Source organism: Micromonospora sp. NPDC092111 (genome assembly GCF_044755745.1).
Classification (GTDB): domain Bacteria; phylum Actinomycetota; class Actinomycetes; order Mycobacteriales; family Micromonosporaceae; genus Micromonospora.
This window is the reverse complement of the sequence record NZ_JBIVRQ010000019.1, coordinates 75,197-90,468: the sequence shown is the minus strand read 5'-3', so window position 1 is coordinate 90,468 and position 15,272 is coordinate 75,197. Positions and strand designations below refer to the sequence as shown.

Annotated in this window: 14 protein-coding genes and 1 pseudogene; 13 read left to right on the top strand and 2 right to left on the bottom strand. The window is 68.6% G+C overall.

Annotated elements, in window-relative coordinates; genetic code table 11:
* Positions 1 to 81 precede the first annotated feature (81 nt).
* The 3 genes and pseudogenes from ACIQG9_RS26600 to ACIQG9_RS26590 all read left to right on the top strand — a co-directional run.
* Positions 82 to 234, top strand: a pseudogene (locus ACIQG9_RS26600) (multiprotein-bridging factor 1 family protein); the annotation flags it as partial.
* Positions 235 to 375: 141 nt separating this feature from the next.
* A complete protein-coding gene (locus ACIQG9_RS26595; RefSeq protein ID WP_400407549.1) occupies positions 376 to 1,416 on the top strand; it encodes a hypothetical protein in 1,041 nt (346 codons plus the stop codon).
* A 41-nt stretch (positions 1,417 to 1,457) separates the two neighbouring features.
* On the top strand, positions 1,458 to 1,739 hold the full coding sequence (locus tag ACIQG9_RS26590) for an IS3 family transposase (RefSeq protein WP_400407547.1): 282 nt from the start codon (positions 1,458 to 1,460) through the stop codon (positions 1,737 to 1,739).
* Between the two features lie 319 nt (positions 1,740 to 2,058).
* Here the strand turns inward: ACIQG9_RS26590 and ACIQG9_RS26585 are convergent, their stop codons facing one another.
* Positions 2,059 to 2,964 carry an aminoglycoside phosphotransferase family protein gene (locus tag ACIQG9_RS26585; RefSeq protein ID WP_400407539.1) on the bottom strand — a complete coding sequence of 302 codons (906 nt, stop codon included), beginning with the start codon at positions 2,962 to 2,964 and terminating at the stop codon, positions 2,059 to 2,061.
* Entirely contained in the window at positions 2,961 to 4,268 is a 1,308-nt protein-coding gene (locus ACIQG9_RS26580) for a helix-turn-helix domain-containing protein (protein WP_400407537.1), read from the bottom strand. Before ACIQG9_RS26580 ends, ACIQG9_RS26585 begins: the two co-directional genes overlap by 4 nt.
* A gap of 411 nt (positions 4,269 to 4,679) precedes the next feature.
* On the opposite strand from ACIQG9_RS26580, the gene ACIQG9_RS26575 reads away from it, so the two are divergent.
* The 10 genes from ACIQG9_RS26575 to ACIQG9_RS26530 all read left to right on the top strand — a co-directional run bounded on the left by ACIQG9_RS26575 (position 4,680) and on the right by ACIQG9_RS26530 (position 14,652).
* Positions 4,680 to 7,058, top strand: a complete 2,379-nt coding sequence (locus ACIQG9_RS26575; RefSeq protein ID WP_400407535.1) for a nitrate- and nitrite sensing domain-containing protein — start codon at positions 4,680 to 4,682, stop codon at positions 7,056 to 7,058.
* Positions 7,058 to 7,459 carry a roadblock/LC7 domain-containing protein gene (locus ACIQG9_RS26570; RefSeq protein WP_400407533.1) on the top strand — a complete coding sequence of 134 codons (402 nt, stop codon included), beginning with the start codon at positions 7,058 to 7,060 and terminating at the stop codon, positions 7,457 to 7,459. The genes ACIQG9_RS26575 and ACIQG9_RS26570 overlap by 1 nt, the downstream gene beginning before the upstream one ends.
* Positions 7,456 to 8,061 carry a GTP-binding protein gene (locus ACIQG9_RS26565; protein WP_400407531.1) on the top strand — a complete coding sequence of 202 codons (606 nt, stop codon included), beginning with the start codon at positions 7,456 to 7,458 and terminating at the stop codon, positions 8,059 to 8,061. The genes ACIQG9_RS26570 and ACIQG9_RS26565 overlap by 4 nt, the downstream gene beginning before the upstream one ends.
* A gap of 31 nt (positions 8,062 to 8,092) precedes the next feature.
* Positions 8,093 to 9,304: an ABC transporter substrate-binding protein gene (locus ACIQG9_RS26560; RefSeq protein ID WP_400407529.1), complete on the top strand. Its 1,212-nt coding sequence runs from the start codon at positions 8,093 to 8,095 to the stop codon at positions 9,302 to 9,304.
* Positions 9,305 to 9,346: 42 nt separating this feature from the next.
* Positions 9,347 to 10,207, top strand: a complete 861-nt coding sequence (locus ACIQG9_RS26555; protein WP_400407527.1) for a branched-chain amino acid ABC transporter permease — start codon at positions 9,347 to 9,349, stop codon at positions 10,205 to 10,207.
* Positions 10,204 to 11,247: a branched-chain amino acid ABC transporter permease gene (locus ACIQG9_RS26550; RefSeq protein ID WP_400407525.1), complete on the top strand. Its 1,044-nt coding sequence runs from the start codon at positions 10,204 to 10,206 to the stop codon at positions 11,245 to 11,247. Before ACIQG9_RS26555 ends, ACIQG9_RS26550 begins: the two co-directional genes overlap by 4 nt.
* Positions 11,244 to 12,044 (top strand): ABC transporter ATP-binding protein, encoded by an 801-nt coding sequence (locus ACIQG9_RS26545; RefSeq protein ID WP_400407523.1) that lies wholly within the window; start codon positions 11,244 to 11,246, stop codon positions 12,042 to 12,044. The genes ACIQG9_RS26550 and ACIQG9_RS26545 overlap by 4 nt, the downstream gene beginning before the upstream one ends.
* Positions 12,028 to 12,750, top strand: a complete 723-nt coding sequence (locus tag ACIQG9_RS26540) for an ABC transporter ATP-binding protein (protein WP_400407521.1) — start codon at positions 12,028 to 12,030, stop codon at positions 12,748 to 12,750. Before ACIQG9_RS26545 ends, ACIQG9_RS26540 begins: the two co-directional genes overlap by 17 nt.
* A 145-nt stretch (positions 12,751 to 12,895) precedes the next feature.
* On the top strand, positions 12,896 to 13,852 hold the full coding sequence (locus tag ACIQG9_RS26535; protein ID WP_400407519.1) for a hypothetical protein: 957 nt from the start codon (positions 12,896 to 12,898) through the stop codon (positions 13,850 to 13,852).
* Entirely contained in the window at positions 13,849 to 14,652 is an 804-nt protein-coding gene (locus ACIQG9_RS26530) for a class I SAM-dependent methyltransferase (protein WP_400407517.1), read from the top strand. The genes ACIQG9_RS26535 and ACIQG9_RS26530 overlap by 4 nt, the downstream gene beginning before the upstream one ends.
* Positions 14,653 to 15,272 lie beyond the last annotated feature (620 nt).

Sequence of the window (15,272 nt, the reverse complement as noted above, 5' to 3'; positions counted from 1 at the left end):
ATCCGTCAACTCATCCAACGCGCCCGCACGCTCTACCGCTGGGACACCCGACCCACTACCCGCAGGCTCAGATAACACCTATTGCCGGTCTCTCTAACTCGCCAGGCCGCTGGCCTCAACCAAACCGACCTTGGCCTTCGCTGCGGCTACTCAGCTTCGACGGTCTCGCGCATTGAGCGAGGCCAACCACCCATCCACGACATCGACGTACGCCGCCGCATTGCCGACGCACTACAGATCCCACGCCGCTTCCTCGGTCTTTCGTCACCTCCTGGCGAGCAACACGTTGCCCCTCCGCTCGCCATCGGTCCGCTCAGGCCGAGCCGAGACGATATGGTCGGCCGAACACCGACAACCGGTGAAGGAGGTGATCCAGTGCGACGACGCAACCTGCTCGCCGGGCTCGCAGCCACCACGGCGGCCACGGCCTGGCCGATCCACGCTCGCGCCGGCACAGCGGCCGATTCTGAGCCCCCAGTCGGCCTAGAAGCCCTGCTCACCGCCGAAAACACCGCTGTGCCATCGGCACCTACCGCGCGGCTGATACAAGCCCTGACCCGCGCGCAAAGCGCCTTCACCGACACCCGCTACGACGAACTGTCCCGCCAACTGCCCACACTGATCAGGATGGCCGCTGCCAGTCACCGCGACGGCCCCGAGGTTCAACGTGAGCAGCTCGCGGCGATCCTCGCGCAGAGCTACCGCCTCGGCGCCGAGCTGTGCATCAAACTCAACGACGACCCGATCGCCTGGGTACTCGCCGACCGTGCCCTCACCGCCGCACGCGCCAGTGGACACGCCACCACGATCGCCGACGCTTCCCGGTCCGTTGCGATCGCCATGCGCCGCTCGGGCCATCACCAAGGCGCCGTCGCACTCCTCACCACCACCGCCGAAAACCTCGACGCCGACACATCCCAGGCCAGCCCATCGGTCATCGCCGCCTACGGATCCTTGCTCTGCACCGCCGCATACAGCAGTGCCCAGCAAGGCAACCGCAGCCAGGCGATCCAACTCATCGACGAAGCCACTCGCGTCGCCACACGCCACAGCCACACCACACCCGAGGCCGGCGAACCCTTCGGGCTCACCAACGTCGCCATCTACAAGATCGGCATCTACACCACACTCGGCGAGACCGGCACCGCCCTGCAACACGCCAGCACAGTCCAGCCGCAGCTTCTTCCCAGCCCGGAGCGCCACGCCCGCTACTGCATCGACACCGCCCGCGCCTGGGAACAACATGGCAACCCCGAACGCGCGTACGAGGCACTACGCATCGCCGAACGCTACGCCCCGCAGGAGGTAAGACGTTCCTCCGTCCGCACCCTAATCTCCACCCTGCTCTATGCGCCCAGCCAAACCCCCCAGGGCCTACGCGACCTCGCCGTCCGGGTCGGAGCAACCACGCCCTAACGGCCCCCTAGCCGCCCTCGAACTCTTCAACAGCCTATGAGCTGCTGGAGGTTTCCCGGTCCGCCTACTACCAGCATCGCACCGGCCCGTCGCGGCGTGAGCGTGACGACGCCGACCTGACCGCACGCATCGCGGATGTCCACGTCGATTCGATAGGCACGTATGGCGTCCCTCGGGTGCACGCCGAACTCGCCGCGCAGGGCGGCGGCACTTGTAAGCGGATCGTCCGGCCGATGCGCGCCGCCGGGTTGTGCGGCGGGCGCCGAAGCGGTGGCGCACCACCACCGTGCCCGACCCGGCAGCAGGCTTACCGGCGGATCTGATCCGCCGGGACTTCGACCTCGCTCGACCGGGGCCGACCCCGCTGATGCGGGGATATCACCTACATCCGCACCTGGGAAAGGGTGGCTGCATCTGCTCCCCGCGTGAGCGGGGGTGATCCCGCGTTCATGCAGCTGGGCGACAGTTCGGCGGTCTGCTTTTCGCGTATGCGGGGTGATCCATGGGGGTCACGGGGCCGCTTTTTGCGTGCCCGCTGCTCCCCGAGCACGCGGGGTCATCCGGGAAATACGTACTCCGGTCCGAGGTGCTAGGACTGCTCCCCGCTCCGACCTGGTGACGACGAGGGTGGCCTATTCATTTCTAGCGATAGGGGGACCAGTGCACATCTCGAGCGCCGCGCTTGAAGCTCTGAAGGCGCCACCTCCACTGAGCGACGATATTCGGATTGTGAGAGAGGGTTGGAATCACGCTGGTGACAAGTTGGAGTTCACGCAAGTTCCTGAAAGCGTCAAAACCATCCCACTTCATCACGTCCAAACCGTACGAACGCGCGAGGGGTCCTTGTATATCCTTCTCGTAGTCGAACCGGACATGACCCACGGCGGTCGGGATTAGGTCCCATTCTCGCGGACCGATGCTCGTCGAATCAAAATCACAGAGAACGACCCCACTGTCACCTGGGATCAAGTTGCCAATGAAGCTGTCTCCATGTATGGGGCCGATCGGCAAAAGATAGGATATCTCACTGATGGCGACTTCCATCTCGTCGCATTTCTTGTGCAGAAATTCGATATCCTCGACCGAAACCAGAGAATCCGCCGTGCTCAGCCTACTCCTAATTCCCGCAACCGGCTGCCACTGAGGCAGACTGAAGTTCGGTGGCGCAAGGCTGTGGAGTTCCTTTAATAGTTGACCTAGGTCGGCTCCGTTGGGCTGATATTTCACCGATGGGACATCCTGCCACAGAGTGGCCACATGCTCCCCGAGGTGAAGTGGTTGAATCGCATCTCGCACCAGTCTTACCGCCGGAAAATTGACATCCTCGAGCCACCGAGCTACCGCCACAACCTTCGAAGCCCTGTCGCGCGCGGTCGGGCTGCCCGCAATGCGCAGCACGACGCCGTCGGCAGGGAAGCGAAAGACTGCATTATTGGTAAATTTCACCAACTCTGCATCAAATGGGCTCAAGCCAGACATCTGCGCGAACCCATGCAGAAGTTCCTGCATATCGCGCGACAGCGTTTCCACCCCAGATGAATTGCTCATAGGCGGCGAAGTCTAGCAGCCCTCTCAGCTAGAGATCGAACAGCTGGATCCTTGCCCCGCAAACTATCCGCTGCGAACTGGAGGGGTTCGAGACGATCAATGGTTCTTATTGATCTCACGCGATCAGCCAGCATCAAAGCTCGATGCCCCAGTTCGACACCCTCTGAGTAGCTACCTATACGTAGATGAACGGTTGCCAGGGCCGTAAGCTCGAATATATGACTACGTGCCATATCCGCGCCGCGCATCGCTATGCTCTGCCGCAATTCCTCGATAGCCAAAGAGGCCCTAGCATCTGGAAGTGAAGCCGATGACGCATGGGTCATTCCAGCGAGGGCCTCTAGGTCCGCCGAGCCAAAGAAGCTGACCCAGCCTGGAGCCTGTGATTTGTCAGCACGGCCGAACTCATCTCGTGCCCGCTGAAGTGACTTCTCTGCCTGCGCTTCGTCCCCCTGAAGGGCCAGGGCCCATGCTTCGTTCGCGCACAGCATGGAAACTGTCAGTTCGCAGCCCGCGTCCTGCGCGGCAATTTGTCCGAGCTGGAAGAATCTCAAGGACTCGCGGTGCATCCCCCGGTGCAGGTGTAGCCTGCCCATACGATAGAGAACGTTGGCAACGAGCGAGTTGTCGCCGGCTTCCTTCGCATTGGAGATCGCTCGTGCGAACTGCTTCCTCGCGGCCGAGTATAGCCCTACGTCGAAAGATGTCCACCCCGCGAGATTGTAAAGATCAGCAAGGGCTGCGCGTAGACGTTGAACCAGGCTGGTCGGGCAAGATGCCTGCATTAACTGTTCGGCCCACGTTACTTGCGCCAACACGGCATCCCGACAAGCACCTCCGCCATGGCGGTAGTCCATGGCACGCATTATCTGAGTGACACCCAGTAAGTGGTTGACGTCAGCTTCGCCAATTCGTTCGGGAACGGGCGTCGGTGTTTGCCCGGGCTGCCACCATCGAGCGAGGTCTTCTGTAGATACTCCTAGAGTTACCTCCGCGGCGTGGGATAACAAGCGCCTCGTCTCTTCACGTTCGGTTACATCTGGCGAACAGAAGGCTGTCGCATTGTCAATCGACGAGACTTCCGATTCTGAATATGCGAGCCCCATGTAGCCACGGGGAATGCCTAGGCCGTCAGCTATGCGAGCCAACACGTCATACGACATGACCTGTCGGCCGTTGAGTATCTCGTACACTTCGGATGGCGCTTGTCCGGCTGCCCCGGCAATCCTGCGCTGCGAAACTCCCACGCTTTGCAGTCGCCGATAGACGGCGGTCAGGTCGCGGGTCGCCAAGGCCTTGCGCATCTCGGGATGCTCCCAAACCGCTGGGGTGATGGGGCCATGCGGATCTCCGCCCACGTTCACCGCTTCCTCCTGTAGTCATGCTGGTGATTTCAGATTAGACCTGCGGTAGCAGCTAAATCTAGCCCTACTTAATCCCGCCTACCCCGCCTAGGCGGGGTAGGCGGGTTGGGACTAGCTGCGCTAGCCCAGTGAAGCCGCTAAGCCCCACGACTCACGCTTAGGCGGCTCTGTACAGCATGCTCGTCTCTGCGGGGCAACCCGACATAAAAAGGACTCAGCTGCCGGATCGGAAACCGCGATCGAACCCATATCGCCCTCCTAACTGAGTGACCAATTGAATTCCTTGGCAAGGCGTACGCCTGATTCGGCCGAAGAGGGGGACGCTGCCATGACGGTTCGAGAGGAATAGTTGTGCCTGTTGTCAGGCGGCTTGCGTTGCTGCTGGTGGTGCCGCTTATGGCGACGTTGGTGTTCGCGGCGTGGGGAGTGGCGTCGACTGGGCAGCAGGCGCGCGCCGCTGATCGGCTGCGGTGGTTGGTGGCGGTCTCGGCGGTGTCGGGTGAGGTGATCGATGAGCTGAGCCGGGAGCGTCTGGTTGCCGCGCAATTCGTCGCGGGTACGCCTGACAGCGTCAACCCGCTGTTGGCGCAGGTCGCCCGCACGGATCGGGTGATCGGCGAATACCGGCAGCGGCGTGGCCGGCTCAGTGCCGGGGATGTCGAGGCCGGGCGGCTGTTCGCGTCCTTCGATGGGCAGCTCGGGCATCTGCCGGCGTTGCGGGACCAGGTGCGGAACCGGGCGGTGTCGCTGACGACGGTACTGGTGCGTTACCAGGTGGCGGTCTCGCAGGGGTTAACGGTGCGGGAGGCCGTGGGACAGGTCGGTGGTGCGGACGCACAGATTGCGGAGCAGCTCCGGGTGGCGGCGGCGTTGTCGCGGGCATCGGAGTACGCGGGCGTCCAACAGACCGCGGTCCTGGCCGGCAGTGGCGTGGTGCTGACCCAGGCGGCGCAGCGGGAGCTCGCCGCGTCCCGTGCGGGTTACGAGGAAGCGCTGCTGACGGTGGCGGACCGGTCGTCGGAGCGGTGGCGGTCGTGGCTGGACCAGGCGTTGACCGGGCCGGGGGTGCTCACGGCGCAACGCTTTGATGACGAGGTTTCCCGTGCGCGGGTGGGGTCGCGGCTGCGGGTCGACGCCGCCGACTGGGTGCGGGCCAGCGGAGAGCGGCGGGATCGGCTGCATGGTGTGCAGACGCGGGTGGACGCCGATATCGCCGCCGCGGTAGCCCGGCGCCGGGCCGAGCAGTGGGTGGCAACGTTGGGGCTGACCGGGGCGGCGCTCCTGCTGATGGTGGTCGCGGGTGTGCTGGCGGTGTGGCAGGGGCGGGCGTTGGCGCGGCGGCTGCGGGTGGTCCGCGATGCGGTCACCGGGATGGCGTCCCGTGATCTGCCGGATCTGGTGCGGCGGATCTCCGACGCCGACCCGGGCGACCCGTCGGCGATGCCACCGGCCCCGACCGCGCTCGCACCGCAGGGCAGGAGCCGCGACGAGATCGTGGAGGTCACCGAGGCGTTCGACTCTCTCGCGCTGACTGTGTATCGGATCGCCACCGACCTTGCTCGGCAGCGGCTGGTCGCGGCGGGGGCGGTGGAGGCAGTCGGCCGGCGGTGTCAGGCGATGGCGCACCTGCTGATGCGGGAGCTGGACCTGGCGGAGCGGGACGAGGCGGACGAGAAGACGCTGGCGACCCTGTTCGCGGTGGACAACCTGGCCGCGCAGTTGCTGCACGCGACGCAGAGTCTGCTGGTGCTGTCGGGTCGCACCCTCGGATCCGTGCACCCGGAGCCGGTGGAGTTGGTGACGGTGGCGCAGGCGGCACTGAGCCGGATCCAGGAGTACCGGCGCGTCGTCGTGGGGTCGGTCGACGAGCGGGTGTTGGTGCCACCGGCGCTGATCGACGATCTGGTGCACCTGCTGGCGTCGCTGTTGGACAACGCCGCCCGCTACAGCCCCGGCGAGACGATCATCAGTGGGCATTTGCTGGGCGACCGGGTGGTCGTGCAGGTGATCGACGCCGGTGCCGGCATCAAGGCGGACCTTTTGACTCGACTGAACGCCGAGTTGGCCGCGCCGGCACCGATGATCGACGTGGAGCACATTCGGCGGCAGGGCGTGGCGACGGTGGCGATGCTGGCCGCCGCGCACGGGCTGCGGGTGCGGCTGGTGGCGGGGCAGCCGCAGGGCACGGTCGCGGTGGTGGAGATTCCCACCGACAGGCTCCTGGTCGTCGCGCCGCAGCCGGCGGTGGTGCCGGCGGGGCCGATCGCGAGCCGCCGCGCCCCGGGCGGCACCGAAGCATCCGCGCTGCCCCTGCCCGCGACGCTGTCACCGGCCGGGCATTCCGAGGTGCCGGCGCTGCCGGCCCGCCGCCCGCGCGGTCACGGCGCGGACGCCCCGACGCAGGCGCTGCCCCTGATTCCGGCGCCCCACCCGCCGATGGATCGGCAGTCGACCCCTGTCTACGAGGAGACGACCCGGCGGCTGCCTGTCTCGCCGTGGTTCGTCGAGGGCGCCACCGTCCATCTGCCTCCCGCTGGGCCAGCGCCCAGTGGCGGCACCGCGATGACCGTGAAAGGTCTGCCCAAACGGCAGCCGATGATCACCACCTCCGCCCCATTCCCCGCGTCTGAGGTGCCGCCGTTTCGTCGTCCTGGCGGCTTGGCGGTCACCGCGCGGGCGTACCAGCGCGGCCTGGGCCGCCGATTTCCACAGCCGAAGAAAGGCCAGTGATGAGTGATCTGAACTATCTGCTGTCGAACAACCTGACCCGGGTGCCGGGGGTCAGTCAGGCGGTGGCGGTGTCCGTAGACGGGTTGTTACTGGCCCGCACCGACGGCCTCAACCGCGCCGCCGCCGAACGGCTCGCGGCGGTGGCGGCGGGGTTGAACAGCCTGCTCAACGGCGCGGCGCGGGACTTCGGCGCGAGTGGGGTGCAGGGCACCATCGTCGACCTGGCCAGCGGCTACCTGCTCCTGACCGCGCTCAGCGGCGGGGCGTCGTTGCTGACACTGGTCACCCGTGACGCCGACCTCGCATTCGTCACCGAAGAGCTCGGCCGTTTTGCCGATCAGGTCGGGGACCAGCTCACCCCGGGGTTCACCACGGCCCTGACCGGTGCGGGGCGGAGATGACGCCCGCGCCCACCGCCACCCGCCCGCCCACTCCACCAAGGTCAGGGCCGCCGAGCGTGAAGATCGTGCTGACCGGTCCCTTCGGCGTCGGGAAGACGACGCTGGTCGGCGCGGTGTCGGACGTCGTCCCGCTGGCCACCGAGGTCCGCATGTCGGCCGCCGCCGTCGACGACACCTCGTACGCGCCGGCGAAGACGACCACGACGGTGGCGATGGACTTCGGTCGCCTGGACGTGGACGGGGTGACCGTCTACGTCTACGGGACGCCGGGCCAGGACCGGTTCTGGTTCATGTGGGACGCCATCGTCCGCGGTGCCGCCGGCTCGGTGGTCCTCGTTGATACTCGCCGGTTGGCGGACTCGTTCCGGCACGTCGACTACGTCGAACACGCCCGGCTGCCGTTCGTGGTGGCCGTCAACCAATTCACCGGATCTCGCGCCTACCCGGTGTCCGCCATCCGTGAGGCCCTGACCCTCGACCCGGATACCCCGATCGTCGACATCGACGCCCGGGACCGCGACAGCGTCCGCCGGCTGCTCATCACCCTCATCGAGCACGTCCTCGCCCGCGCCCGGCCGACCGCGCCGGTCTTCCCGTCCTGACCTGCCGTCCACTCTGTGAAGGAGCACCACGATGACCCGTTTCCGTACCCGGCTGCGACGCGGACTCGCCTCGGCGACCGCCACCGCTGCCCTGCTGACCGCCGCCTGTGCCAGTACCACCGCCGACGACCCGGACTCCGTCCGGATCGGGTTGCTGGTGTCGCTGTCGGGCACTTACGCGACTGTCGGGGAGGACATGCAGCGTGGCATCCGTCTCTACCTCGACTCCCATGGTGGCCGGCTCGGTGGCCGGAGGGTCGATCTGGTGGTGGGGGATGAGGGCGACGGCCCGGCCACCGCCGTGCCGGCCGCGCAGAAGCTCCTCGAACGTGACCGGGTCGTGGCGCTGACCGGTCTGGTCGGTGGGGCGACGGTCGACAAGGTGCAGATCCTCACCACCGAGCGGAAGGTCCCCCTGCTCGGGGCGAACGCGCGCCCGGCGTTCACGCCGGTAGGCGGCAAGCCGCGCGACCTGGCCTACACGTGGCACACCTCCTACAACTCCGACGAGCCGGGCATCGCCATCGCCGAGTACGTCAGATCGCAGGTCGGGGACGGTGCGGTGTATGCGATCGGCCCGGACTATCAGGGCGGTTGGGACGAGCTGCGCGGCTTCACCGACACGTTCACCCGCCTCGGTGGAAAGCTGGCGAACCCGGACGGGAAGACGCTGTTCACCCCGTTCCCGGCGACGCAAAACTTCCTGCCGTACCTGAACATGGCCGCTAAGACGAAGCCGAAGGCCGTGTACACCTTTTACGCCGGAGCGGCGGCGGTGGCGTTCGTCAGGCAGTACGCCCAGTCCGATCTCAAGGACGTTCCGCTTTACGCGGCCGGGTTCCTGACGGAGGGGTCGGTGCTCACCGCGCAGGGTTCGGCGGCGACGGGGATCCGCAACGTCCTCAACTACAGCCCCACGCTCGGCAACGCCGCGAACCAGGACTTCGTCGCTCGTTGGTCGGCCAGGCATGCCATTCAGCCGACGACGTTCGCGATGGCCTCCTACGACGCCGCGGCCGTGCTTGACCGCGCGCTCTCCGGGGTGGACGGGGAGGTGACGGGTCCGAAGCTCAACACCGCGATCGGGAACGTTGGACGGGTTGTCAGCCCGCGCGGGGACTGGCAGTTCGAGCCGGTTGAGCACCGGCCGGTGCAGCGCTGGTACCTGCGCGAAGTCAAGCCCGACGGTCCTGTGCTGTCCAACGTGCTGGTGCAGGACCTCACCACCCTGCCCGCCAGCTGACCTATCAATCCGCCACCGAAGCAGATAAGGGGTGCTGTACGCGTGGACGCCTACCTGATACCCGCCGTCGACGGGGTCGCCTACGGTCTGGTGCTCGCGGTCGCCGCCGCCGGGTTGACCCTGGCCTTCGGTGCCGGTGGGGTGCTCAACCTCGCGCACGGCACTGTCCTGGCCGCCGGTGGGTACGTCGCCGCCGCCACCAGCTCGGGCACTTGGCCGAGCCTGCTGTGGGCCGTCCTGGCGGCGTCGGCGGTTGGTGCCGCCGGGGGTGGTGTGCTCGCCGCCGCGACCGCAGCCCTCACCGGGCGGGGACACCTGGATCAGGCGTTGCTGACCTTCGGTGTCGCGCTCATCGGCGCGGACCTGCTCACCACCGTCTACGGCGTGGATGTACGACGCCCGAGGGTGCCCGCCGCCCTGGAGACCACCCTCACGGTCGGCGGCCATCGGTATCCAGCTGACCGGCTGGCAGTCCTGGCCACCGCCGTGGTCATCGCGGCCCTCGGGTATGTGGTGCTGCACCGTACCCGCGCCGGTCGGCTGGTCCGCGCCACCGTCGACGACCGGGCCATGGTCGCCGGGATCGGCGTGCACCCGCGCCTGGTCGACGCCACGGTTCTGACCGCGTCCGGCGCGCTGGCGGGTCTGGCGGGGGCGCTGTGCACGCCGATCCTCGGTGTCGGGCCCGGGACCGCGGAGACAGCACTGCTGCTGTCGCTGATCATCGTGGTCTGCGGCGGGCTCGGCTCGGTGCCCGGCGCGGTCACCGCCGCGATCGGTGTCGGCATGGTTCAAACCGTCGGCGTGGTCACGATGCCCGCGCTGGCCCCATACCTGCTCGTCGGCGCGATGGCCATGGTGTTGCTCACGCGCCGCGCACCGCTGTCGGGGGTGCGCGGATGACCGCCGGCACGCCGACCCGCACCCCCGGCCAGGCGTCGCCACGTACTCGGCACGGCCTGTGGTGGGTGGCGCCCCGGCTGCTCCCGCTGGGTGTGGCCGTGGTGGCGGTGTCGTCGGACGGCTACTGGCACGCCGTTGTCGCCCGGATGCTGCCCCTGGCGCTGCTGGCGATCAGCGTCGCCGTGGTCACCGGCTGGGCAGGGTTGCCGACCCTCGGACAGGTCGCCCCCTACGCCGCCGGCGCCTATACCACCGCCCGCCTCGCCCTGGCCGGCCACACCCTCGCACCCGTGCAGCTCGCCGCCGCCGCGGTGGTCGGCGCGGTCACCGCCGGACTGCTCGGCGTGATCCTGGTCCGCTATCGGGGCACGGTCGTGTTGATGCTCACCCTCGCGGCGGCGGAGCTGACCACGATCACCGCCACCCAGTGGCGCACCGTCAGCGGCGGCACCGACGGCCTCGCCGGCATCCCCGCCCCTCACCTGCTGCCCGGCACACCACCGTTGATCGCCGACCGACCGGTGCTGCTCTACACCGCCACCATCACCATCGCCGCGACGGTCGGCGCGGGGCTGCTGCTGCACCGGCACCGCCTGCTCCTGACGGCCATACAAGGCAATGAGGCCCGGGCCGCAGCCAGCGGTCACCCGGTCACCACCTACCTGTGGGTCGTGCACACCGGCGCTGGCGCGCTCGCCGGCATCGCCGGAGCGCTGCTCATCCACACCCACCGGTGGATCACCCCTGCCGACGTCGGCTTCGAAACCGCCGCCCTGGCCCTCCTGGCCGTGGTCATCGGCGGCACACGGTCCCTGCCCGGCGCCGCCGCCGCAGCGCTGATCGTCCTCGCCGTGCGGGACGTGGCCGCCGCCGAGTGGCCCGGACACGCACCGCTACTCCTCGGCGTCCTGTTCGTCGCCGCCGTCTACCTGCTGCCCGGTGGGCTGACCATCCTCCCCGCCCGCCTCTGCACTGCCGCCGGGCGGGCGCGGGCGGCCCAGCGGCGTTTTCCGCTGCCATCTGCTTGGAGGTCCGCGTGACCGCTCGGCACGTCGACGCCGTCGACTACATCCCCTCCCGGCGAGACCCCGCCCACATCGGCCGCGCCCACGGCAACGGCTTGACCGCGGCCGGCCTGCGCCACGCCTACCAGCGGCTGACCGTCCTCGATCTGGACTCCTTCGTCGTGGCGCCGGGTGACCGGCACGCGGTGATCGGCCCCAACGGGGCCGGCAAGTCCACCCTGCTCGGCCTCCTCGCCGGCACGACCCGGGCGCAGACCGGTGTCATCTCCTACAACGGGCAGACCATCACCCGCCGTGGCACCGCGTGGCGGACACGGGCCGGTATCGGCCGCACCTGTCAACACCCCACCGTCTACCCCGGCCTGACCGTCCTTGACTGCGTACGCATGGGCGGCTGGCACCACCGCCAGAGCCCCGAACGCACCCCTCTGGAGCTACTGGAACTGGTCGGTCTCACCAGCCGGGCCGACGATCCGGCCGCCACCCTGTCACACGGGCACCGCCGGATGCTCGACCTCGCGGTCACCCTGGCGGGGCAGCCCCGGGTGCTGCTGCTCGACGAACCCGCCGCCGGACTCACCGACACCGAAACCGGCCGGCTCCTCGACGTCCTCGATGGCCTGCCCGGCTGGATGGCGGTGGTGCTCGTCGAGCACCACATGGACGTCGTCGCCGCCCTCGCCGACTGGATCACCGTGCTGCACCACGGCCGCCGGCACACCGACGGTCCCGCCGACCACGTCCGCGCCGATCCCACCGTGCGCGCCCTCTACCTCGGCACGACGGAGGCCGGTCATGCTGCACGTCCGTGACCTGACCGTCGGCTACCACCGCGACACCCCGGTTGTGCGGTCGGTGTCGTTCGACCTGCCCACCCCCGGCGTGTACGCGATCGTCGGCCCGAACGGCGCCGGGAAGACCACCCTGCTGCACACCCTCGCCGGACACCTGCGCCCCACCAGCGGCAGCGTTGTCCTCGACGGCCGGGACGTCACCGGCCTGCGCCCCCACCGGGCGGCCCGTGCCGGCATCGCGCTCGCCCCGCAGGGCCGACGGTTGTGGCCGTCGCTGACCGTCGCCGAGCACCTCACCGTCACCCGCCCGACCCGCCACGACGACCGCCCTGGCCTCAGCGTCGAGGACCTGCTCGACCTGTTCCCGCCGCTGGCAACCCGACTGCGGCACCACGGCCACCAGCTTTCTGGCGGTGAGCAGCAGATGCTCACGATCGCCCGCGCCCTGCGCACCCACCCACGGCTCCTGCTGGCCGACGAACCCACCGAAGGACTCGCCCCCCGCATCGCCGATCAGGTCACCGCCGTGCTGCGGGACCTCCCGGACCGGGGTGTCGCCGTGTTGGTGGCCCTTCCGCACGCACACGCCGCCACCGCGCTCGCCGACCGCGTTCACGTGCTGACCGCGGGTCGGCTCAGCGTGCCGCTCGACCCGGACGGCGAGCAGGCCAACATGCTGCTGCGCCACCACCTCACCCTCACCACCGCCCCACACCGGGAGTAAGCCCACCGTGCACACCCAACCGAGCCTCGCCGCCGTGCCCTCGGCGACCCACCACGCCCCCAGCCGGCGACGCCAACCGAGGCGCGGCAGGTCGGGCACCCAACTGACCCGCGCGGTCGCGGGCGGGGTCACCGCGGCTGCGCTGATGACCGCCACAGTCCCGGTCCCCGTCCTCGCGTCCGCCTCGACGGCCGTCCGCCCGCCGTCCACGGCCGGTAGCTGCGCGACGCCGACTCCCACGTCCACCGCCAGCCTGGCCGCCGTCGCGGCCCGGGCTTCATCGGCGACGGTGCTGGCGTATCCGCGTGCGGCCCGGCCCGTGTTGCGGGACCTGGCCTCCCGCCTCACTCCTCATGCCTGTGACCTGGTCGGTGGCCGGTTCGATCTGGTCCATCACCTGCGGTGGCACCGTGAGCCGGCCGGTGGCGGCATGGAAGTGCGCGACATCATCCGCTGGTACGACCAGGATGGCCACGGCGCCGCGCTGACCACGCAGTATCCCCCCGCCGTGGTGGACGTCGTGCGTGACTACTGGACGCCGTTCGACCCGTTCGACCCCCGACTGGCCGGCACGTTCACCGACGCCACGTTCCTCCACGCCTACCTCCAGGCGCGAAACACCTCCACACGGCTCAGGCAGGCGGAGGCTGTCCTGTCCGGGCTGGCCGTGCTGTCGACCTGGCACAGCCCCCGCCGACCCGGCCGAACCCTCGCCGTCACCGCCCTGGCCGACACCCCAGGCATGACCGCCTACCCACACACCACCGACCGGGCCGGCCGCGCCGGCATTGGCATCGCCGCCACCACCGCCGATGGACTCCACCGTCATCTGCTGATCCTCGACGCTGCCACCGGGGACGTGCTGGCCTACGAACAAGCCACCCTCACCCCCAGCGGCTGGCAGGTCGACGACTACCTACTCCCGCTCACCCACACCCACACCACCCACCGCTGGTGGCAACCACCCACCACCGACGACGGTCCGGCGTCTCCCAGCCCCGCGCAGTGGATGCCACGCCCTCGCAGCCGATCGATCGGCCACACCGACCAGCCCTGCACACCCGCACCGAACCCGACACCAGAGAAGGCGAGCCCACGATGACCACGACCGGCCAGCGTTACCAGTTCCGTAACAGCCCCCACCAGCTACACCCCCTCCAGGACGTCCTCGACCCACACACGGTTCGGGAGTTGGCGCGGGTCGGGGTGAAACCCGGCGCGCGGGCCCTCGACCTCGGGGCCGGCGCCGGATCCATCACCCGCCACCTCGCCACACTCGTCGGGCCCGCCGGGAAAGTCACCGCCGTCGACATCGACACCTGCCTGCTGGACCCCACCGCCGTCATCGACGTCTACCAGCGGGACCTGCGCGCCGAACCGATCCCCACCACCGGCGACGGATACGACATCATCACCGCCCGCTGCCTGCTCGAACACCTACCGAACCGGGCCGAGCTGCTTCAGCAGATGATCCACCTGCTGCGACCCAGCGGATGGCTGGTCCTCGGGGAGATCGTCTACTCCCGGGTTCTGGTCCACCGCGCCCCCACCGAATCCGACACCGCCCTCATCACCCGCGTCGTGCACACCATCCTCGACACCCTCACCCACCGCGGCGTCGACCTGCACTGGGGCGAGACCACCCCCGCCCTGCTCCTCGCCGCCGGCATGAACCACGTCCAAGCACACAGCCACACCGAGACCTGGACCGGTGGCGGACCCGGCTGCGCCCTCTACGCCAACAACACCCACCAACTCCACGACCAACTCACCGACACCGGCCTCACCCCCGGCGACCTCGATCGGTTCACCGAGCTGATGTCCGATCCCCACGTCGTCGTGTCCAGCTACCAGTTCACCACCACCCACGCCCAGAAACCCGACCCCAGCCCGCCGCGCTGAGCACACCGGCCGCCAACTCCTGCAACAAACTCCATGTCCTGTCCGTGCGGGCCAGCGAACTCGCCCTAGCGGTCCATCGACCACACCAATTGAGGTAGACCTATGCCCGAGCTACGCAAGCCCACCTCCACAAGATCGACAGGTCGACACATGGCAATGCCACGCCCGGTGGCAACGACTGCGCCGGTGGGGCGGGCACAGACACTCATCGCCGCCGTCATAGTGGGAATCATCTTCGCTCTGGCCTCGGCGATCGTGTCCATGGCCGGGGTGTGGCTCTTCCTCAACACTCAAAGCATCGAGACGAGGCTAACCATCGTCCTCATAGGAACAGCGGCGGGCGCTGGCATCGGGGGCTGGTGCAGTCAACCACCGGTAGCACGTCTACTCGTCGCCTTGAACTACGGCCGCGGCGGTCGCTGAGGTAGCCCTGCTCCAGCAGGTGATCCACCTGCTGCGTGCTGGAGGGTGGCTTGCCCTCCACCCGCGCCGTGCTGATTCGTCTCACCATCGCCCGGACGCTCACCCGGCCAATGGAGCGGTCACCGGGCCGACCGTCCTTCCCGTGCTTGCCGGCGGCCTGTGCCACCCGCTCCGCGGCCTCGGCACGCTGGCCGTCG

Coding starts and splice junctions, on each gene's coding strand:
- ACIQG9_RS26585 (WP_400407539.1), bottom strand. CDS start 2,964: ATGAGCAATTCATCTGGGGTGGAAACGCTGTCGCGCGATATGCAGGAA.
- ACIQG9_RS26580 (WP_400407537.1), bottom strand. CDS start 4,268: ATGCGCAAGGCCTTGGCGACCCGCGACCTGACCGCCGTCTATCGGCGA.
- ACIQG9_RS26570 (WP_400407533.1), top strand. CDS start 7,058: ATGAGTGATCTGAACTATCTGCTGTCGAACAACCTGACCCGGGTGCCG.
- ACIQG9_RS26565 (WP_400407531.1), top strand. CDS start 7,456: ATGACGCCCGCGCCCACCGCCACCCGCCCGCCCACTCCACCAAGGTCA.
- ACIQG9_RS26560 (WP_400407529.1), top strand. CDS start 8,093: ATGACCCGTTTCCGTACCCGGCTGCGACGCGGACTCGCCTCGGCGACC.
- ACIQG9_RS26550 (WP_400407525.1), top strand. CDS start 10,204: ATGACCGCCGGCACGCCGACCCGCACCCCCGGCCAGGCGTCGCCACGT.
- ACIQG9_RS26540 (WP_400407521.1), top strand. CDS start 12,028: ATGCTGCACGTCCGTGACCTGACCGTCGGCTACCACCGCGACACCCCG.
- ACIQG9_RS26535 (WP_400407519.1), top strand. CDS start 12,896: ATGACCGCCACAGTCCCGGTCCCCGTCCTCGCGTCCGCCTCGACGGCC.
- ACIQG9_RS26530 (WP_400407517.1), top strand. CDS start 13,849: ATGACCACGACCGGCCAGCGTTACCAGTTCCGTAACAGCCCCCACCAG.